17 protein-coding genes and 1 pseudogene are annotated in these 16,745 nt (G+C 42.7%); 17 read left to right on the top strand and 1 reads right to left on the bottom strand.

The genetic code is table 11. The annotated features are described in order from the left end of the window. The first annotated feature begins 15 nt into the window (after window positions 1-15). The 5 genes and pseudogenes from ACVC7S_RS02100 (at window position 16) to ACVC7S_RS02120 (ending at window position 4,799) form a co-directional block, all read left to right on the top strand. Window positions 16-1,227 (top strand): phosphopentomutase, encoded by a 1,212-nt coding sequence (locus tag ACVC7S_RS02100; RefSeq protein ID WP_447266003.1) that lies wholly within the window; start codon window positions 16-18, stop codon window positions 1,225-1,227. Window position 1,228: 1 nt separating this feature from the next. Then, window positions 1,229-1,784: pseudogene (locus ACVC7S_RS02105) on the top strand (DUF1697 domain-containing protein); the annotation flags it as partial. After that, window positions 1,785-2,594, top strand: coding sequence for a purine-nucleoside phosphorylase (locus tag ACVC7S_RS02110; RefSeq protein ID WP_061409077.1), 810 nt, complete (start codon window positions 1,785-1,787; stop codon window positions 2,592-2,594). Window positions 2,595-3,212: 618 nt separating this feature from the next. Then, entirely contained in the window at window positions 3,213-3,923 is a 711-nt protein-coding gene (gene deoD / locus ACVC7S_RS02115) for a purine-nucleoside phosphorylase (protein ID WP_447266004.1), read from the top strand. Between the two features lie 144 nt (window positions 3,924-4,067). Next, a complete protein-coding gene (locus tag ACVC7S_RS02120; protein WP_447266005.1) occupies window positions 4,068-4,799 on the top strand; it encodes an NAD-dependent protein deacylase in 732 nt (243 codons plus the stop codon). A 199-nt stretch (window positions 4,800-4,998) separates the two neighbouring features. On the opposite strand, the gene pavA is transcribed toward ACVC7S_RS02120, so the two are convergent. Next, window positions 4,999-6,654 (bottom strand): Rqc2 family fibronectin-binding protein PavA, encoded by a 1,656-nt coding sequence (gene pavA, locus ACVC7S_RS02125; RefSeq protein WP_447266006.1) that lies wholly within the window; start codon window positions 6,652-6,654, stop codon window positions 4,999-5,001. 104 nt (window positions 6,655-6,758) lie between these two features. Between pavA and ybeY the strand changes: the two genes are divergently transcribed. From ybeY to ACVC7S_RS02185, 12 genes are all read left to right on the top strand, one after another. Continuing rightward, complete coding sequence (gene ybeY / locus ACVC7S_RS02130; protein WP_447266007.1) at window positions 6,759-7,256, top strand: rRNA maturation RNase YbeY; 498 nt, start codon at window positions 6,759-6,761, stop codon at window positions 7,254-7,256. Further along, window positions 7,237-7,632, top strand: coding sequence for a diacylglycerol kinase family protein (locus tag ACVC7S_RS02135; protein ID WP_061409093.1), 396 nt, complete (start codon window positions 7,237-7,239; stop codon window positions 7,630-7,632). Before ybeY ends, ACVC7S_RS02135 begins: the two co-directional genes overlap by 20 nt. Before the next feature lie 16 nt (window positions 7,633-7,648). After that, the gene (gene era / locus ACVC7S_RS02140) at window positions 7,649-8,548 is read left to right on the top strand and encodes a GTPase Era (protein ID WP_000143274.1); all 900 of its coding nucleotides are present in this window, start codon (window positions 7,649-7,651) and stop codon (window positions 8,546-8,548) included. 48 nt (window positions 8,549-8,596) lie between these two features. After that, complete coding sequence (gene mutM, locus ACVC7S_RS02145; RefSeq protein ID WP_447266008.1) at window positions 8,597-9,421, top strand: DNA-formamidopyrimidine glycosylase; 825 nt, start codon at window positions 8,597-8,599, stop codon at window positions 9,419-9,421. After that, on the top strand, window positions 9,421-10,026 hold the full coding sequence (gene coaE / locus ACVC7S_RS02150; protein WP_447266009.1) for a dephospho-CoA kinase: 606 nt from the start codon (window positions 9,421-9,423) through the stop codon (window positions 10,024-10,026). Before mutM ends, coaE begins: the two co-directional genes overlap by 1 nt. Next, entirely contained in the window at window positions 10,013-11,212 is a 1,200-nt protein-coding gene (locus tag ACVC7S_RS02155; protein ID WP_447266010.1) for a multidrug efflux MFS transporter, read from the top strand. The genes coaE and ACVC7S_RS02155 overlap by 14 nt, the downstream gene beginning before the upstream one ends. Next, window positions 11,212-11,361, top strand: a complete 150-nt coding sequence (gene rpmG / locus ACVC7S_RS02160) for a 50S ribosomal protein L33 (protein WP_007519517.1) — start codon at window positions 11,212-11,214, stop codon at window positions 11,359-11,361. The genes ACVC7S_RS02155 and rpmG overlap by 1 nt, the downstream gene beginning before the upstream one ends. A 39-nt stretch (window positions 11,362-11,400) precedes the next feature. Continuing rightward, window positions 11,401-11,634, top strand: coding sequence for a preprotein translocase subunit SecG (gene secG / locus ACVC7S_RS02165; protein ID WP_000282517.1), 234 nt, complete (start codon window positions 11,401-11,403; stop codon window positions 11,632-11,634). Between the two features lie 94 nt (window positions 11,635-11,728). Further along, the gene (gene rnr / locus ACVC7S_RS02170) at window positions 11,729-14,083 is read left to right on the top strand and encodes a ribonuclease R (RefSeq protein ID WP_447266011.1); all 2,355 of its coding nucleotides are present in this window, start codon (window positions 11,729-11,731) and stop codon (window positions 14,081-14,083) included. Beyond that, window positions 14,046-14,513, top strand: coding sequence for an SsrA-binding protein SmpB (smpB, locus tag ACVC7S_RS02175; RefSeq protein ID WP_001051743.1), 468 nt, complete (start codon window positions 14,046-14,048; stop codon window positions 14,511-14,513). The genes rnr and smpB overlap by 38 nt, the downstream gene beginning before the upstream one ends. A 14-nt stretch (window positions 14,514-14,527) precedes the next feature. Then, entirely contained in the window at window positions 14,528-15,388 is an 861-nt protein-coding gene (gene tehB, locus ACVC7S_RS02180) for an SAM-dependent methyltransferase TehB (RefSeq protein ID WP_447266012.1), read from the top strand. A 177-nt stretch (window positions 15,389-15,565) separates the two neighbouring features. Next, complete coding sequence (locus ACVC7S_RS02185; protein ID WP_447266045.1) at window positions 15,566-16,714, top strand: hypothetical protein; 1,149 nt, start codon at window positions 15,566-15,568, stop codon at window positions 16,712-16,714. Window positions 16,715-16,745 lie beyond the last annotated feature (31 nt).

The following is a 16,745-nucleotide window of genomic DNA, read 5'->3' on the forward strand; positions in this document are numbered from 1 at the left end:
ATAAGGAGATACACTATGTCAAAATTTAATCGGATTCACTTGGTGGTACTGGATTCCGTGGGAATCGGTGCTGCACCAGATGCCAATAACTTTGTCAATGCAGGGGTTCCAGACGGTGCTTCTGACACACTGGGACACATTTCAAAAACAGTTGGTTTGAATGTGCCAAACATGGCCAAAATCGGTCTAGGAAATATTCCACGTGAAACTCCTCTAAAGACTGTACCAGCTGAAAGCAATCCAACAGGTTATGCAACAAAATTGGAAGAAGTATCTCTTGGTAAGGATACTATGACTGGACACTGGGAAATCATGGGACTCAACATTACCGAGCCTTTCGATACTTTCTGGAACGGATTCCCAGAAGAAATCTTGACAAAGATCGAAGAATTTTCAGGACGTAAGGTCATTCGTGAAGCCAACAAACCTTACTCAGGAACAGCTGTTATCGATGACTTTGGACCACGTCAAATGGAAACTGGCGAGTTGATTATCTATACTTCAGCTGACCCTGTTTTGCAAATTGCTGCCCACGAAGACATCATTCCTTTAGATGAATTGTATCGTATTTGTGAATATGTTCGTTCGATTACCCTTGAGCGTCCTGCCCTTCTAGGTCGTATCATTGCCCGTCCTTATGTGGGTGAGCCAGGTAACTTCACTCGTACAGCAAATCGTCGTGACTTGGCCGTTTCTCCATTTGCACCAACTGTTTTGGATAAATTGAATGAGGCTGGTATCGATACTTACGCTGTTGGAAAAATCAATGATATTTTTAACGGTGCTGGTATCAATCATGACATGGGCCACAACAAGTCAAACAGCCACGGAATTGATACACTATTGAAGACTATGGGACTTGCTGAGTTTGAAAAAGGATTCTCCTTCACAAACTTAGTTGACTTTGATGCCCTTTATGGCCACCGCCGCAATGCTCATGGTTACCGTGATTGCTTGCATGAGTTTGATGAACGCTTGCCTGAAATTATCGCAGCCATGAGAGAGAATGACCTTCTCTTGATTACTGCGGACCATGGAAATGACCCAACCTATGCAGGAACTGACCACACTCGTGAATATATTCCACTGTTGGCCTATAGCCCTTCCTTTAAAGGAAATGGTCTCATTCCTGTCGGACATTTTGCAGATATCTCAGCGACAGTTGCGGAAAACTTTGGTGTTGAAACTGCTATGATTGGGAAAAGTTTCTTAGATAAATTGGTGTAAGATGAAACGCTATGCTTTACTGGTAAGGGGCATTAATGTCGGTGGGAAAAATAAGGTTGTCATGGCGCAACTTCGTCAAGAACTGACAGAGTTGGGACTGGAAAAGGTTGAGACCTACATCAACAGTGGCAATATTTTCTTTACTTCTACAGCTCCCAAAGCCCAATTGGTTGAAAAGTTAGAGGCTTTCTTTGCAGTCCATTATCCATTTATTCAGAGCTTTTCCTTACTGAGTCAGGAAGATTATGAAGCAGAGCTGGAGAATCTGCCAGATTGGTGGACCAAAGACCTGGCTCGAAAAGATGTGCTCTTCTACACGGAGAGCTTGGATGTGGATCAAGTGATCGAGAAAGTGAACAGTTTGGAACTGGTAGATGAAGTGGTTCATTTTGGAAGAGTTGGGATTTTCTGGGGGAAATTCTCTGAAGAATCCTACTATGCAACTGCCTATCATAAGTACTTGCTCAAGATGCCTTTCTACCGCCAAATCACCATTCGCAATGCTAAAACTTTTGACAAAATCGGTCAAATGCTAAAAAAATAATAAAGGAGACACAATGGCGTTTTTAAATAAGATCAAGGAAACAGCTGCCTTCCTGAAAGACAAGGGAATCCAAGCACCTGAGTTCGGTCTAATCCTTGGATCAGGACTTGGAGAATTGGCAGAAGAAATCGAAAATCCAGTTGTAGTAGACTATGCAGATATTCCAAACTGGGGCCGTTCCACAGTAGTCGGACACGCTGGTAAATTGGTATATGGTGAACTTGCAGGTCGCAAGGTCTTGGCTCTTCAAGGGCGTTTCCATTTCTACGAAGGAAATCCTCTTGAAGTTGTGACTTTCCCTGTACGTGTCATGAAAGTCCTCGGATGTGAAGGTGTCATTGTTACCAATGCAGCTGGAGGTATTGGATTTGGTCCTGGTACCTTGATGGCTATCTCAGACCATATCAATATGACGGGACAAAACCCATTGATGGGTGAAAACTTGGATGACTTTGGTCCACGTTTCCCGGATATGTCTAAAGCCTATACTCCAGAATATCGTGCTACTGCCCATGAAGTGGCTAAAAAACTTGGTATCAAGCTTGATGAAGGTGTCTATATTGGTGTAACAGGTCCGACTTATGAAACCCCAGCAGAGATTCGTGCCTATAAGACATTGGGAGCAGATGCAGTTGGTATGTCTACTGTTCCTGAAGTTATTGTTGCAGCTCACTCAGGTTTGAAAGTTCTCGGTATTTCATGTATCACTAACCATGCTGCTGGTTTCCAAGAAGAACTCAACCACGAAGAAGTTGTAGAAGTGACTGAACGTGTCAAAGGCGACTTCAAAGGCTTGCTTAAAGCGATTATTGCAGAATTGTAATCAGAAAAGACTTATAAAAGGCACTGACCAGAGGTTAAATGTCTAAGTACAAAGTATAACATTTTGAATAAAGAAAGGTAGAGCGTGTGTTTAAATTTGAACACGATCGGAAAGCCTTTCATAACAATAAAAGGAAGGATGAGTAAACCGTATTTACTGAACTGAATACGGACTGCTCTCCTCTAAATCAAAATTAAGAAAGAAAGGAATTGAACCCACCCTAAAAGCAGTGGGAAAAAGACAGTTGGTCTAGCGAGCATCGCTCACTGCACCCAACTCCTATTTTCCCTTTGCTTTTTGACGGGTTTGGTATCTTTCTAAATATCAAATATAAATTAAAGAAAGGATGGGCTCCTTGTATTCACTGAACTGAATACGGGCGGCGAACTGTGTAAAAAAGATAAATTGTCTAACATCTGCGATGCTTCGTCAGTTTCCTATTTTTACTTTGTTCTCTGTCGCTATCCTAAATATACAATAAAGAAAGGTAGAGTGAGGTGTTCTAATTTGAACACGAGCGGAAAACTCGGAAAATAGATAATCTGATTGAGAAATCAGGATTTCTCGTCAGATTCCTAATTTTCAGTCGTTTTCTTGTCGCTCTTTGTATCATAAATTATGTCTATCCATATTGCTGCTCAGCAGGGTGAAATTGCTGATAAAATTCTTCTTCCAGGGGATCCTCTTCGTGCTAAGTTTATTGCGGAGAACTTCCTTGAAGATGCTGTTTGTTTTAACGAAGTGCGTAACATGTTTGGTTACACTGGTACTTACAAGGGTCACCGTGTATCTGTCATGGGAACTGGGATGGGGATGCCTTCAATCTCTATCTATGCCCGTGAATTGATTGTAGACTACGGAGTGAAAAAATTGATCCGTGTCGGAACTGCTGGTTCCTTGAATGAGGATGTTCACGTTCGTGAATTGGTCTTGGCGCAAGCAGCTGCGACTAACTCAAACATCATCCGCAACGACTGGCCACAGTATGATTTTCCACAAATCGCTAGCTTTGATTTACTAGATAAGGCCTACCATATCGCCAAAGAACACGGTATGACTACCCACGTTGGGAATGTTTTGTCATCAGATGTCTTTTACTCAAACTACTTTGAAAAGAACATTGAGCTTGGTAAATGGGGAGTCAAGGCTGTGGAAATGGAAGCAGCAGCTCTTTACTATCTTGCCGCCCAACACCACGTCGATGCACTTGCTATCATGACCATTTCTGATAGCTTGGTCAATCCAGATGAAGACACCACTGCAGAAGAACGCCAAAACACCTTCACCGATATGATGAAGGTCGGCTTGGAAACCTTGATTGCAGAGTAATCAGAGAATAGCTTTTCAATTACATTAGTTACAAGAACTGTTGTAAGTGATTTATTTTCAATATCTTAGAAATGATAAAGAAAGAGTTGAAAATCCAACTATTGATTTTCAACTTTTTTAGAACCCAGCTTAAGGAGAAATGTGATGGATAAAATTGAACAATTACAAGACTTGATAGATCAAAGCCAACGGATTGTTTTCTTTGGAGGGGCAGGAGTGTCAACCGAGTCTAATATCCCAGATTTTCGTAGTTCAGATGGTGTTTATAGTCATCAGTTAGGCCGTCATTTTACGGCAGAGCAACTCGTTTCTCGGACCATGTTTGAGCGCTATCCAGAAGATTTTTTTGACTTCTATAAAAAATACCTGATTTATCCAGAAGCCAAGCCTAATGCTGCTCACGCTTATCTAGCTGCTTTGGAAAAGACAGGTAAGCTAAAGGCTGTTGTGACACAAAATATCGATAGTCTTCATGAAATGGCTGGCTCCCAAAAAGTCTTTAAATTGCATGGGAGTGCGGACCGGAATTACTGCCTAGGTTGTCAACGTTTCTATGACTTAACTGCTTTTCTTGCCCTCGAGGGACCGGTTCCCCACTGCTTAGACTGTGGCAAGGTGGTCAAGCCTGACGTGACCTTGTATGAAGAATCACTTGACATGGATGTTTTTAGCCAAGCTGCACAAGCTATTCGGCAAGCTGACTTGCTAATAATTGGTGGGACTTCCTTGGTTGTTTATCCTGCAGCTAGCCTAGTAAACTATTTTTCTGGAACAAATCTGGTCCTTATCAATAAAACCAGTATTCCACAAGATAGCCAAGCTACATTGGTCATTGAAGGCAAGATTGGGGAAGTCTTTTCGAAATTGAGACAATAAAAGAATTTTAGAAGATAGCAACAAAATCTTGTTACTTGAAAGAGAAAACTATCTCATTTACTGACCACTATCTCGCTCTTTGAGAGTTATTAAAAACTGGCTGGAAAAATCAAAACACCTTCACCGATATGATGAAGGTCGGCTTGGAAAACTTGATTGCAGACTAAAATCTAATAAAAAATCCTGATTTCAAGTGAAATCAGGATTTTTTCATGGATGCGATTTTTTCTGGGTCTGGTGTAACGCGAAGGGTCTTTTGTCCAGTGTAGGTTACAAAGCCAGGTTTTCCACCTGTTGGTTTGTTGAGTTTTTTCACTTCAATCATATCTACTTGCACGAGATTTGACAAGCGCCCTTTGGAGAAGTAGGCAGCTAGCTCCGCTGCATCTGTCTTAACTTCGTCAGAAGGGTCAAGATTTCCTGAGATGACGACGTGGCTTCCAGGGATGTCCTTGGCATGGAACCAGAGTTCTTCTTTGCGGGCCATTTTAAAGGTTAGCTCTTCATTTTGCAGGTTATTGCGTCCGACATAAATGATGGTTTTGCCATCGCTTGCTAGATACTGTTCTGGTTTTTTGCGTTTCTGGATTTTTTCGCGTTGGCGTCTTCTAATGAAGCCTGTTTGAATCAATTCTTCACGGATTTCAGCGATTTCTTCCAGTCCAGCTTGGTTGAGAACAGTCTCCACACTTTCCAGATAGAGAATGGTTGCCTTGGTTTCTTCAATCAGTTCAGTCAGGTATTTGACAGCTTCTTTAAGTTTCTGGTAACGTTTAAAATAGCGCTGGGCATTCTGACTGGGAGTCAAGGCCTTATCAAGCGCAATCGTAATAGGCTGGTTGGTGTAGTAGTTGTCCAAGACAACCTGATCTTGGTCATTGGGTACTTGGTGGAGGAAGGTTGTCAGCAACTCTCCTTTTTGGCGAAACTCCTCAGCGTTGTCTGTCGCCAATAATTCTTTTTCTTGTTTTCTGAGTTTGTGGCGATTTTTCTGAAGCTCGTTTTCAACGCGGCGAATGAGTTCGCTGGCTTGCTGTTTGACACGATCGCGCTCTGCCTTGTCTTTGTAGTAGGTATCCAGAAGATCAGAAAGATTGGCAAAAGGTTCTCCTACACTATTTTCGAAGGGAATTGGACTGAAAGAAGACTCTGTTAGGTAAGGCTTGGTTTCTTGTCCGAAAAAGTGACGGAAGGTAGAAAGTTTATCACGAACCAGGAGTCTTTCCAGTTCTTTTGCCGTATCTCGCCCCAAACCTTGAAAGAGACTTTGAAGATTTTTTGCAGTTAGTTCTTGAGTTTGTAAGATTTCAAATAGTTTTTCATCCTTGATAGTAAAAGGGTTGTGGGATTCGGTACTTGGTGGAGCGATATAGGTCGATCCGGGGAGCAAGGTGCGGTAGCTATTTTGTGAAAAGCCGACATGTTTGATGACTTCGAGAATTTTGTGGCTGCTCTTATCAACTAGAAGGATATTGCTGTGTTTGCCCATGATCTCTATAATCAGAGTCGCCTGGATATGATCTCCAATCTCGTTTTTATTGGAAACTGTGATTTCTACGATGCGGTCATTTTCGATTTGCTCGATGGACTCAATTACGGCACCTTGTAAATACTTTCTCAAAACCATGATAAAGGTAGAAGGTTGGGCTGGATTTTCAAAGGTCGTTTGGGTCAGCTGAATGCGTCCAAAAACGGGATGAGCAGAAAGGAGCAGGCGATGACTTTGGCGATTGCTGCGGATTTGCAAGACCAATTCTTGTTCAAAAGGTTGATTGATTTTCTGGATGCGACCATTGACTAACTCTCTTCGCAATTCCTCAATCATGTGGTGTAAAAAAAATCCGTCAAATGACATCGTTCTCTCCTTGTGATTGTATTCCATAGTATTATATCAAAAAGGTAGAATAAAATCATAGAAATATGGTATAATAAAGCCAAGTAAAGAGAATCGAGAAGTACATGTATATTGAAATGGTAGATGAAACTGGTCAAGTTTCACAAGAAATCTTGCAACAAACCCAAGAGATTTTGGAATTTGCTGCCCAAAAAATAGGAAAAGAAGACAAGGAGATGGCAGTCACTTTTGTGACCAACGAGCGTAGCCACGAACTCAATCTCGAGTACCGTGATACGGATCGTCCGACAGATGTCATTAGCCTTGAGTATAAACCAGAGTTGGACATCTCCTTTGACGAAGAGGATTTGTTTGAAAATCCTGAATTGGCAGAGATGATGTCTGAGTTTGATGCCTATATTGGGGAACTGTTCATCTCTATCGATAAAGCGCATGAGCAGGCTGAGGAATATGGCCACAGCTTTGAGCGCGAGATGGGCTTCTTGGCGGTACACGGCTTTTTACATATCAACGGCTACGATCACTACACTCCGGAAGAAGAAGCGGAGATGTTCGGTTTACAAGAAGAAATTTTAACAGCCTATGGACTCACAAGACAATAAACGAAAATGGAAAAATCGTGACCTTGTATCCAGTTTAGAATTTGCCCTGACAGGCATTCTGACTGCTATCAAGGAAGAACGCAATATGCGAAAGCATGCAGTGACGGCTCTAGTAGTCATCCTTGCAGGTTTTGTTTTTCAGGTGTCACGAATCGAATGGCTCTTTCTCCTAATGAGCATTTTCTTGGTAGTAGCCTTTGAAATTATTAACTCTGCCATTGAAAATGTGGTGGATCTAGCCAGTCACTATCACTTTTCTATGTTGGCAAAAAAAGCCAAGGACATGGCAGCTGGTGCTGTGCTTGTGGTTTCCCTTCTTGCCGCAGTGATTGGTGCACTTATCTTTCTCCCACGCATTTGGGATTTACTATTTTAAAGATTAAGAGGAAATTATGACATTTAAATCAGGCTTTGTAGCCATTTTAGGACGTCCCAATGTTGGGAAGTCAACCTTTTTAAATCACGTTATGGGGCAAAAAATTGCTATCATGAGTGACAAGGCGCAAACAACGCGCAATAAAATCATGGGGATTTACACCACGGATAAGGAGCAGATTGTCTTTATCGACACGCCAGGGATTCACAAGCCTAAGACGGCTCTTGGAGATTTTATGGTGGAATCTGCCTACAGTACCCTTCGTGAAGTGGATACCGTTCTTTTCATGGTGCCAGCTGATGAGCCACGTGGTAAGGGGGACGATATGATTATCGAACGCCTGAAAGCTGCCAAGGTTCCAGTTATTTTGGTGGTGAACAAGATTGACAAGGTTCATCCAGACCAACTTCTGGCTCAGATTGATGACTTCCGTAACCAGATGGACTTTAAGGAAATTGTCCCTATCTCAGCCCTTCAAGGAAATAACGTTTCTCGTCTAATTGACATCCTCAGTGAAAATCTTGAGGAAGGTTTCCAGTATTTCCCAGCTGATCAAATCACAGACCACCCAGAGCGTTTCTTGGTTTCAGAGATGATTCGTGAGAAAGTCTTGCACCTAACTCGTGAAGAGATTCCTCACTCAGTTGCAGTGGTAGTTGACTCCATGAAGCGTGACGAAGAGACAGACAAGGTTCATATCCGTGCAACCATCATGGTCGAGCGTGATAGTCAAAAAGGTATCATCATCGGTAAAGGTGGCGCCATGCTTAAGAAGATTGGGACCATGGCCCGTCGTGATATCGAACTCATGCTAGGGGATAAGGTTTTCCTAGAAACTTGGGTCAAGGTCAAGAAAAACTGGCGTGATAAAAAGCTAGATTTGGCTGACTTTGGCTATAATGAAAAAGAATACTAAGTAGAGGTGGGCTCATGCCTGCTTCTTGTTTTTACAGAAGGAGGATTTATGCCTGAATTACCTGAGGTTGAAACGGTTCGTCGTGGCTTAGAAAAATTGATTTTGGGAAAGAAGATTTCGAGTGTAGAGATTACTTATCCTAAGATGATCAAGACGGATTTGGACGAGTTTCGAAAGGAAGTGCCTGGTCAAGTAATTGAGTCCATGGGGCGCCGTGGCAAATATCTACTTTTTTACCTAACAGACAAAGTCTTGATTTCGCATCTACGGATGGAGGGCAAGTATTTTTACTATCCAGACCAGGTTCCTGAACGCAAGCACGCCCATGTTTTCTTTCATTTTGAGGATGGTGGCACTCTTGTTTATGAGGACGTACGCAAGTTTGGTACCATGGAACTGTTGGCACCCGACCTATTGGATGCCTACTTTGTTTCTAAAAAAATAGGACCTGAGCCAAAAGAGCAGGACTTTGATTTGCAGGTCTTTCAAGCTGCCCTCTCCAAGTCTAAAAAGCCTATCAAATCCCACCTTCTAGACCAAACCTTGGTCGCTGGTCTTGGAAATATCTATGTGGATGAGGTTCTCTGGCGAGCTCAGGTTCATCCAGCTAGATCTTCCCAGACTTTGACAGCAGAGGAAGCGTCAGCTATTCATGACCAGACCATTGCTGTTTTGGGACAGGCAGTCGAAAAGGGTGGTTCCACCATTAGAACCTATACCAATGCCTTTGGGGAAGATGGAACCATGCAGGATTTTCATCAGGTCTATGATAAGACTGGTCAAGCATGTTCACGCTGTGGCACCATCATTGAGAAATTCCAGCTCGGTGGAAGGGGAACTCATTTTTGTCCTCAGTGTCAAAGGAGGGACTGATGGGGAAAATCATTGGAATCACAGGTGGCATTGCTTCGGGTAAGTCAACTGTGACAAATTTTTTGAGACAGAAAGGTTTTCAAGTGGTGGATGCCGACGCAGTCGTCCATGATCTACAAAAACCTGGGGGTCGCCTTTATCAGGTCTTAGTCCAGCATTTTGGTCAGGAAATTATCTTAGAAAATGGAGAACTCAATCGCCCTCTCCTAGCTAGTCTTATCTTTTCAAATCCTGAAGAGCGGGAATGGTCTAAGCAAACACAAGGAGAGATCATTCGTGAGGAACTGGCAGCATTGCGAGATCAGCTAGCTCAGACAGAAGCAATTTTTTTCATGGATATTCCCCTGCTTTTTGAACAGGGATATGCCAACTGGTTTGATGAAACGTGGCTGGTCTATGTGGACTATGATATCCAATTAGAACGTTTCATGAAACGGGATCATCTTTCTAAGGAAGTAGCAGAGTCCCGTCTTTCCGCCCAGTGGTCTTTAGAAGAAAAGAAAAAACTAGCGAGTCGTATATTAGATAATAATGGCAGTCGTGATCAGCTTGTAAGTCAAGTAGTCAAGTTACTTGAAGGAGGCGATAGCTGTGCAAGAGATTAGTTGGAAAGATAATCTTCGTGTCGCCTGGTTTGGTAGCTTTCTAACGGGAGCCAGTATATCCTTAGTCGTCCCTTTTATGCCTATCTTTGTGGAGCAGTTGGGAATCGAGCAGGATCAAGTTGCTTTCTATGCTGGATTAGCCATCTCATTTTCAGCTGTTTCAGCAGCTTTAGTTTCTCCCATCTGGGGCATTCTTGCTGACAAGTACGGTCGAAAACCCATGATGATTCGAGCAGGCCTTGCCATGACCATCACCATGGGAGGTTTGGCCTTCGTGCCGAATATCTATTGGCTAATCTTTCTTAGATTACTAAATGGTGTATTTACAGGTTTCGTTCCAAATGCGACGGCTTTAATAGCCAGTCAAGTTCCTAAGGATAAGTCTGGCTATGCTTTGGGGACTTTATCAACGGGAGTAGTAGCTGGAACCCTAACGGGCCCCTTTGTTGGGGGCTTAGTTGCTGAAATTTTTGGTATTCGAAATGTTTTTCTGTTGATTGGTGCCTTCTTTTTTTTAGCTGCACTCTTAACCATTTTCTTTATCAAGGAGGATTTTCAGCCAATAGCTAAGGAGAAAGCAATACCAACAAAAGAATTGCTCGGTTCAATCAAGCACTCTCATCTTTTGATTAGTTTATTTTTGACGAGCTTTGTCATTCAATTTTCAGCTCAATCCATTGGTCCCATTCTAGCTCTCTATGTGCGGGACTTAGGGCAGTCCGAAAATCTCCTATTTGTCTCAGGCTTGATTGTATCTAGTATGGGATTTTCTAGTATGATGAGCGCTGGAGTGATGGGAAAGCTTGGTGATAAGCTAGGGAATCATCGACTTCTGATTCTGGCTCAGATGTATTCAGTCATCATCTACCTTCTTTGTGCCCATGCGACCAGCCCCCTTCAACTTGGCTTGTATCGTTTTCTCTTTGGTTTAGGAACGGGCGCTCTGATACCAGGTATCAATGCCTTGCTTAGTAAAATGACTCCAAAATCAGGTATTTCAAGGATTTTCGCCTTCAACCAAGTCTTTTTTTACCTCGGTGGAGTGATTGGACCTATGGCGGGATCCGCAGTTGCAGGATATTTGGGCTATCATGCTGTCTTTTATGCGACAGCAGCCTGTGTAGCTTTCAGTTGTTTATGTAACATAGTGCAATTTAGATCATTATTAAAAGTAAAGGAAATCTAGTGCGAGTAAAAATCAATCTCAAGTGCTCCTCTTGTGGCAGCATGAATTATCTAACCAGTAAGAACTCCAAAACCCATCCAGACAAGATTGAGGTGTTAAAATATTGTCCAAAGGAAAGAAAAGTAACTTTACATCTTGAATCTAAGTAGAATTTATGGTAAAATAATAGGGATTTTAAGGAGTTTGATATGTATAACCTATTATTAACCATTTTATTAGTATTATCTGTTGTGATTGTGATTGCGATTTTCATGCAACCAACCAAGAACCAATCCAGTAATGTATTTGATGCCAGCTCAGGTGATTTGTTTGAACGTAGTAAAGCGCGTGGTTTTGAAGCTGTGATGCAACGTTTGACAGGTATTTTAGTCTTTTTCTGGCTAGCCATTGCCTTAGCATTGACGGTATTATCAAGTAGATAAGAAATGGGCGAGACTAGGTCTTAGCCTATTTTTATTTTTAACGACACTTACAAAGTTATCAATCAAAAAAATTATAAAAATCTAGAAAGAAAACATGAAAGATAAAATTAAAGAATATTTGCAAGAGAAGGGGCGAGTGACGGTAAATGACCTAGCTCAGGCTCTCGGAAAGGATGGATCCAAGGATTTCCGTGAGTTGGTTAAGACCCTGTCTCTCATGGAAAGAAAACACCAGATTCGTTTTGAAGATGATGGCAGCCTCACCTTGGACCAGAAGAAGAAACATGAAATCACCCTCAAAGGGATTTTTCATGCCCATAAAAATGGTTTTGGTTTTGTTAGTCTAGAAGGCGAAGAGGACGACCTTTTTGTAGGAAAAAACGATGTCAACTATGCCATTGATGGCGATACCGTTGAGGTGGTCATCAAGAAAGTTGCTGATCGTAACAAGGGAACAGCTGCCGAAGCTAAGATTATCGATATCCTAGAACACAGTTTGACAACCGTTGTCGGGCAAATCGTTCTGGATCAGGAAAAACCCAAGTATGCGGGCTACATCCGTTCAAAAAATCAGAAAATCAGCCAACCAATCTATGTTAAGAAACCAGCCCTCAAACTTGAAGGGACAGAGGTTCTCAAGGTCTTTATCGACAAATACCCAAGTAGAAAACACGATTTCTTTGTCGCTAGTGTACTGGATGTAGTTGGACACTCGACAGATGCTGGGATTGATGTCTTGGAAGTTTTAGAGTCTATGGATATTGTCTCTGAATTTCCAGAGGCTGTTCTCAAGGAGGCAGAAAGTGTACCAGATACTCCGTCTCAAAAGGATATGGAAGGGCGTCTTGATTTAAGAGATGAGCTTACCTTTACCATTGACGGAGCGGATGCCAAGGACTTGGACGATGCAGTTCACATCAAGCCTTTGAAAAATGGCAATATGGAACTCGGAGTTCACATCGCGGATGTTTCCTACTATGTGACGGAGGGCTCTGCCCTTGACAAGGAAGCCCTTAACCGCGCAACTTCTGTCTATGTGACAGACCGTGTAGTACCTATGCTACCAGAACGCCTTTCAAACGGCATTTGCTCTCTTAATCCACAAGTTGACCGCCTGACCCAGTCTGCCATTATGGAAATTGATAAACATGGTTGTGTAGTCAACTACACCATTACCCAAACGGTTATCAAGACTAGTTTTCGTATGACCTATAGCGCTGTCAATGACATCCTAGCTGGCGATGAGGAAAAGAGACAAGAGTTTAAGAAAATTGTTCCTAGTATCGAGCTCATGGTCAAGCTTCATGAAAGGCTAGAAAACATGCGTGAGAAACGTGGAGCTCTCGATTTTGATACCAGTGAAGCTAAGATTTTGGTGGATAAAAAAGGCAAGCCTGTGGATATCGTTCTTCGTCAGCGTGGTGTTGCTGAGCGGATGATTGAGTCCTTCATGTTGATAGCCAACGAAACGGTTGCCGAGCACTATAGCAAACTGGACCTACCTTTTATCTATCGGATTCACGAGGAGCCCAAGGCTGAAAAAGTTCAGAAGTTTATTGATTACGCTTCGAGCTTTGGATTGCGAATTTATGGAACTGCTAGCGAGATTAGCCAGGAGGCCCTTCAAGACATCATGCGTGCTGTTGAGGGAGAACCCTATGCGGATGTATTATCCATGATGCTTCTCCGTTCCATGCAACAAGCTCGCTATTCTGAGCACAATCACGGACACTATGGCCTTGCTGCTAACTATTACACTCACTTTACCAGCCCCATTCGCCGTTATCCAGATCTTCTAGTCCACCGCATGATTCGGGACTATGGACGTTCTAAGGAAATAGCCGAGCATTTTGAACAAGTGATTCCAGAGATTGCAATCCAGTCTTCCAACCGTGAACGCCGTGCCATCGAGGCGGAGCGTGAAGTCGAAGCCATGAAAAAAGCTGAGTACATGGAAGAATATGTGGGCGAAGAGTATGATGCGGTAGTATCCAGCATTGTCAAGTTCGGTCTCTTTGTTGAATTGCCAAATACAGTCGAAGGCTTGATTCACATTACCAATTTGCCTGAATTTTATCATTTCAATGAGCGGGATTTGACTCTCCGTGGGGAGAAATCAGGTATTACCTTCCGTGTGGGACAGCAGATTCGTATTCGTGTAGAAAGAGCCGATAAGATGACAGGAGAGATTGACTTCTCTTTCGTACCTAGTGAGTTTGATGTCATTGAAAAAGGCTTGAAACAAGCTGGTCGCAGAGACAGGGGTCGTGGTTCAAGTCGTCGTTCAGACAAGAAGGAAGACAAGAGAAAATCAGGACGCTCAAATGATAAGCAAAAGCATTCACAAAAAGATAGAAAGAAAAAAGGCAAGAAACCTTTTTACAAGGAAGTAGCTAAGAAAGGAGCCAAGCATGGCAAAGGGCGAGGGAAAGGTCGTCGCACAAAATAAAAAGGCGCACCACGACTATACAATCGTAGATACGCTAGAGGCAGGAATGGTCCTGACAGGAACGGAGATCAAGAGCGTTCGAGCTGCTCGAATCAATCTCAAGGACGGCTTTGCTCAAGTAAAAAATGGGGAAGTCTGGCTGAGCAACGTTCATATCGCTCCTTACGAAGAGGGCAATATCTGGAACCAAGAACCAGAACGCCGTCGCAAACTCCTACTCCATAAGAAGCAAATTCAAAAATTGGAACAAGAGACCAAAGGGACAGGAATGACCCTAGTTCCTCTCAAAGTCTATCTCAAAGATGGCTATGCCAAACTCCTTTTAGGCCTTGCCAAAGGGAAACATGACTATGACAAACGGGAGTCGATCAAGCGACGTGAACAAAACCGCGACATCGCGCGTGTGATGAAAGCTGTCAACCAGCGTTAAGAAGAGGAAGTAAAATGGAAAAATTAATTGCCTATAAACGGATGCCCTTGTGGAATAAACAGACCATGCCTGAAGCTGTTCAGCAAAAGCACAATACTAAAGTCGGCACTTGGGGAAAAATTACTGTCTTGAAGGGGGCAATCAAGTTTATTGAGTTGACTGAAGATGGTGAGGTTCTAGCTGAGCACCTCTTTGAGGCAGGAGCTGACAATCCCATGGCGCAACCGCAAGCCTGGCACCGAGTAGAGGCCGCAACAGACGATGTAGAATGGTACTTGGAATTTTATTGTAAACCTGAGGATTATTTCCCTAAGAAATACAATACTAATCCTGTTCATTCAGAGGTTCTAGAAGCTATGCAGACGGTGAAACCTGGAAGAGTCTTGGATTTGGGTTGTGGTCAAGGCCGTAACTCTCTCTTTCTTGCACAGAATGGTTTTGATGTGACAGCTGTGGATCAAAATGAATTGTCCCTTGAAATCTTGCAAAGCATCGTAGAACAAGAGGATCTAGACATGCCTGTCGGACTTTATGATATCAATTCAGCCAGCATTAGCCAAGACTATGATTTCATCGTATCGACAGTTGTTCTCATGTTTCTTCAAGCGGATCGTATTCCAGCTATTATCCAAAATATGCAGGAACACACCACGGTCGGTGGCTATAACCTTATCGTCTGTGCCATGGATACAGAGGATTATCCTTGCTCAGTCAACTTCCCATTCACCTTTAAAGAAGGGGAGTTGGCGAACTACTACAAGGATTGGGAATTGGTCAAGTATAATGAAAATCCAGGACATCTGCACCGTCGTGATGAAAATGGCAATCGCATTCAACTCCGATTTGCGACCATGTTAGCCAAGAAAATCAAGTAAATCAAATCTTTACAAACGAATAGAAACCACTTTGCAAGGTTTCTGTTCGTTTTTATTTGTGGCAGCAGAATGGGACAAACTTAATTTTATGCTATACTAGAAGTAGGAAATGTGAGCAGTAGAACTATATTGCTGACACTCTCAGCGCAAGAAAGTCTTTATGATGGAGGTGGTCGAATGACAAGTCTTTTGGTGGAATTGTATGATCGGCATGTATTGGAAAAGAATGTCTACCAAGCCTTCGTCAGTGATTGTGACGAGATTCTCTTCCTTTCTTTGACGAAAATAAGCAATGAAGAGAAAGTCTCTCTCCGTCAGTTTATCATGGAAGAGGTGCCTCATATTCAACGAGTGACCTATCGTCAGTTATCTTTAGAACAACTAGCGGACCAGTTAGATTATTGCTTAGCAGGCTATGACCAGGTTCTTCTTGATGTTTTTGGTGGTGATTCGCTACTAGCCTTATCCCTCTATCAATACGGCTTGGATCGCCACCTCCCCATTGTTGCCATGGATGTCGAACGAGGAAAACAATACAAGTGGGTAGCCGGTCAGTTAGAAAAAGAAGACTTGGACATTCCAACCCTAAGCATCCAACAGCTGATAGCCTTACGTGGTGGAAAAATGCTCAAATCAAAACGCCCTATCCACTCAGCTCAGCAAATTGCGGCTATTAAAAAACTAGCCAGCTCTGCCATTGCCAATCCCGCCCACTGGTACCAAGTAACCCAATTTTTCTCTCTAGCTAAGACCAATGACCTCCATGCGGAAACCGAAAAAATACTGGAAAACAACGGCAAGTATTACCTCTATCCAGAATCCCTGATCCCCTTACTAGTAGAAGCGGGGATGCTTCGTATTGAAGGCGAGGACAAGGAGCGAGTAAGCTACAGCTTTCCAAGTCAAGAAGCTCAAGTCTTTTGCCGCAACAAGGGACATATTTTAGAGGTATATCTCTATCTCTTGGCGCTCGAATCTCAGCTGTTTGATGAATGCATGATAGGTGGTGAGATTGATTGGAATGGCATCTTTCCAGAGGCAGACAATGTTCAAAATGAGATTGATGTCATTCTGAGAAAGGGGCGCTCGATTACCTTTATCTCCTGCAAGATGACAGATTTATCAGTTGAAGCCATCAATGAGCTAGAAGTCTATGCCAATCATTTTGCTGGGGAGAGTTGCCTCAAGTTGATTGTTTGTACGGGGAAAATCAATCCTGTTTATGCCAATCGTTGTCAGGAATACGGTGTCCTCGTCATTAGAAGCGAGCAGATTCCCAATCTCATTCCCATGCTGAAAAAATACTCTAAGAGGTTTAAAAGGTAAAAAAGCAATACGAAAGACTGGAATTCCAGTC

It is taken from the genome of Streptococcus sp. Z556 (assembly GCF_053010225.1).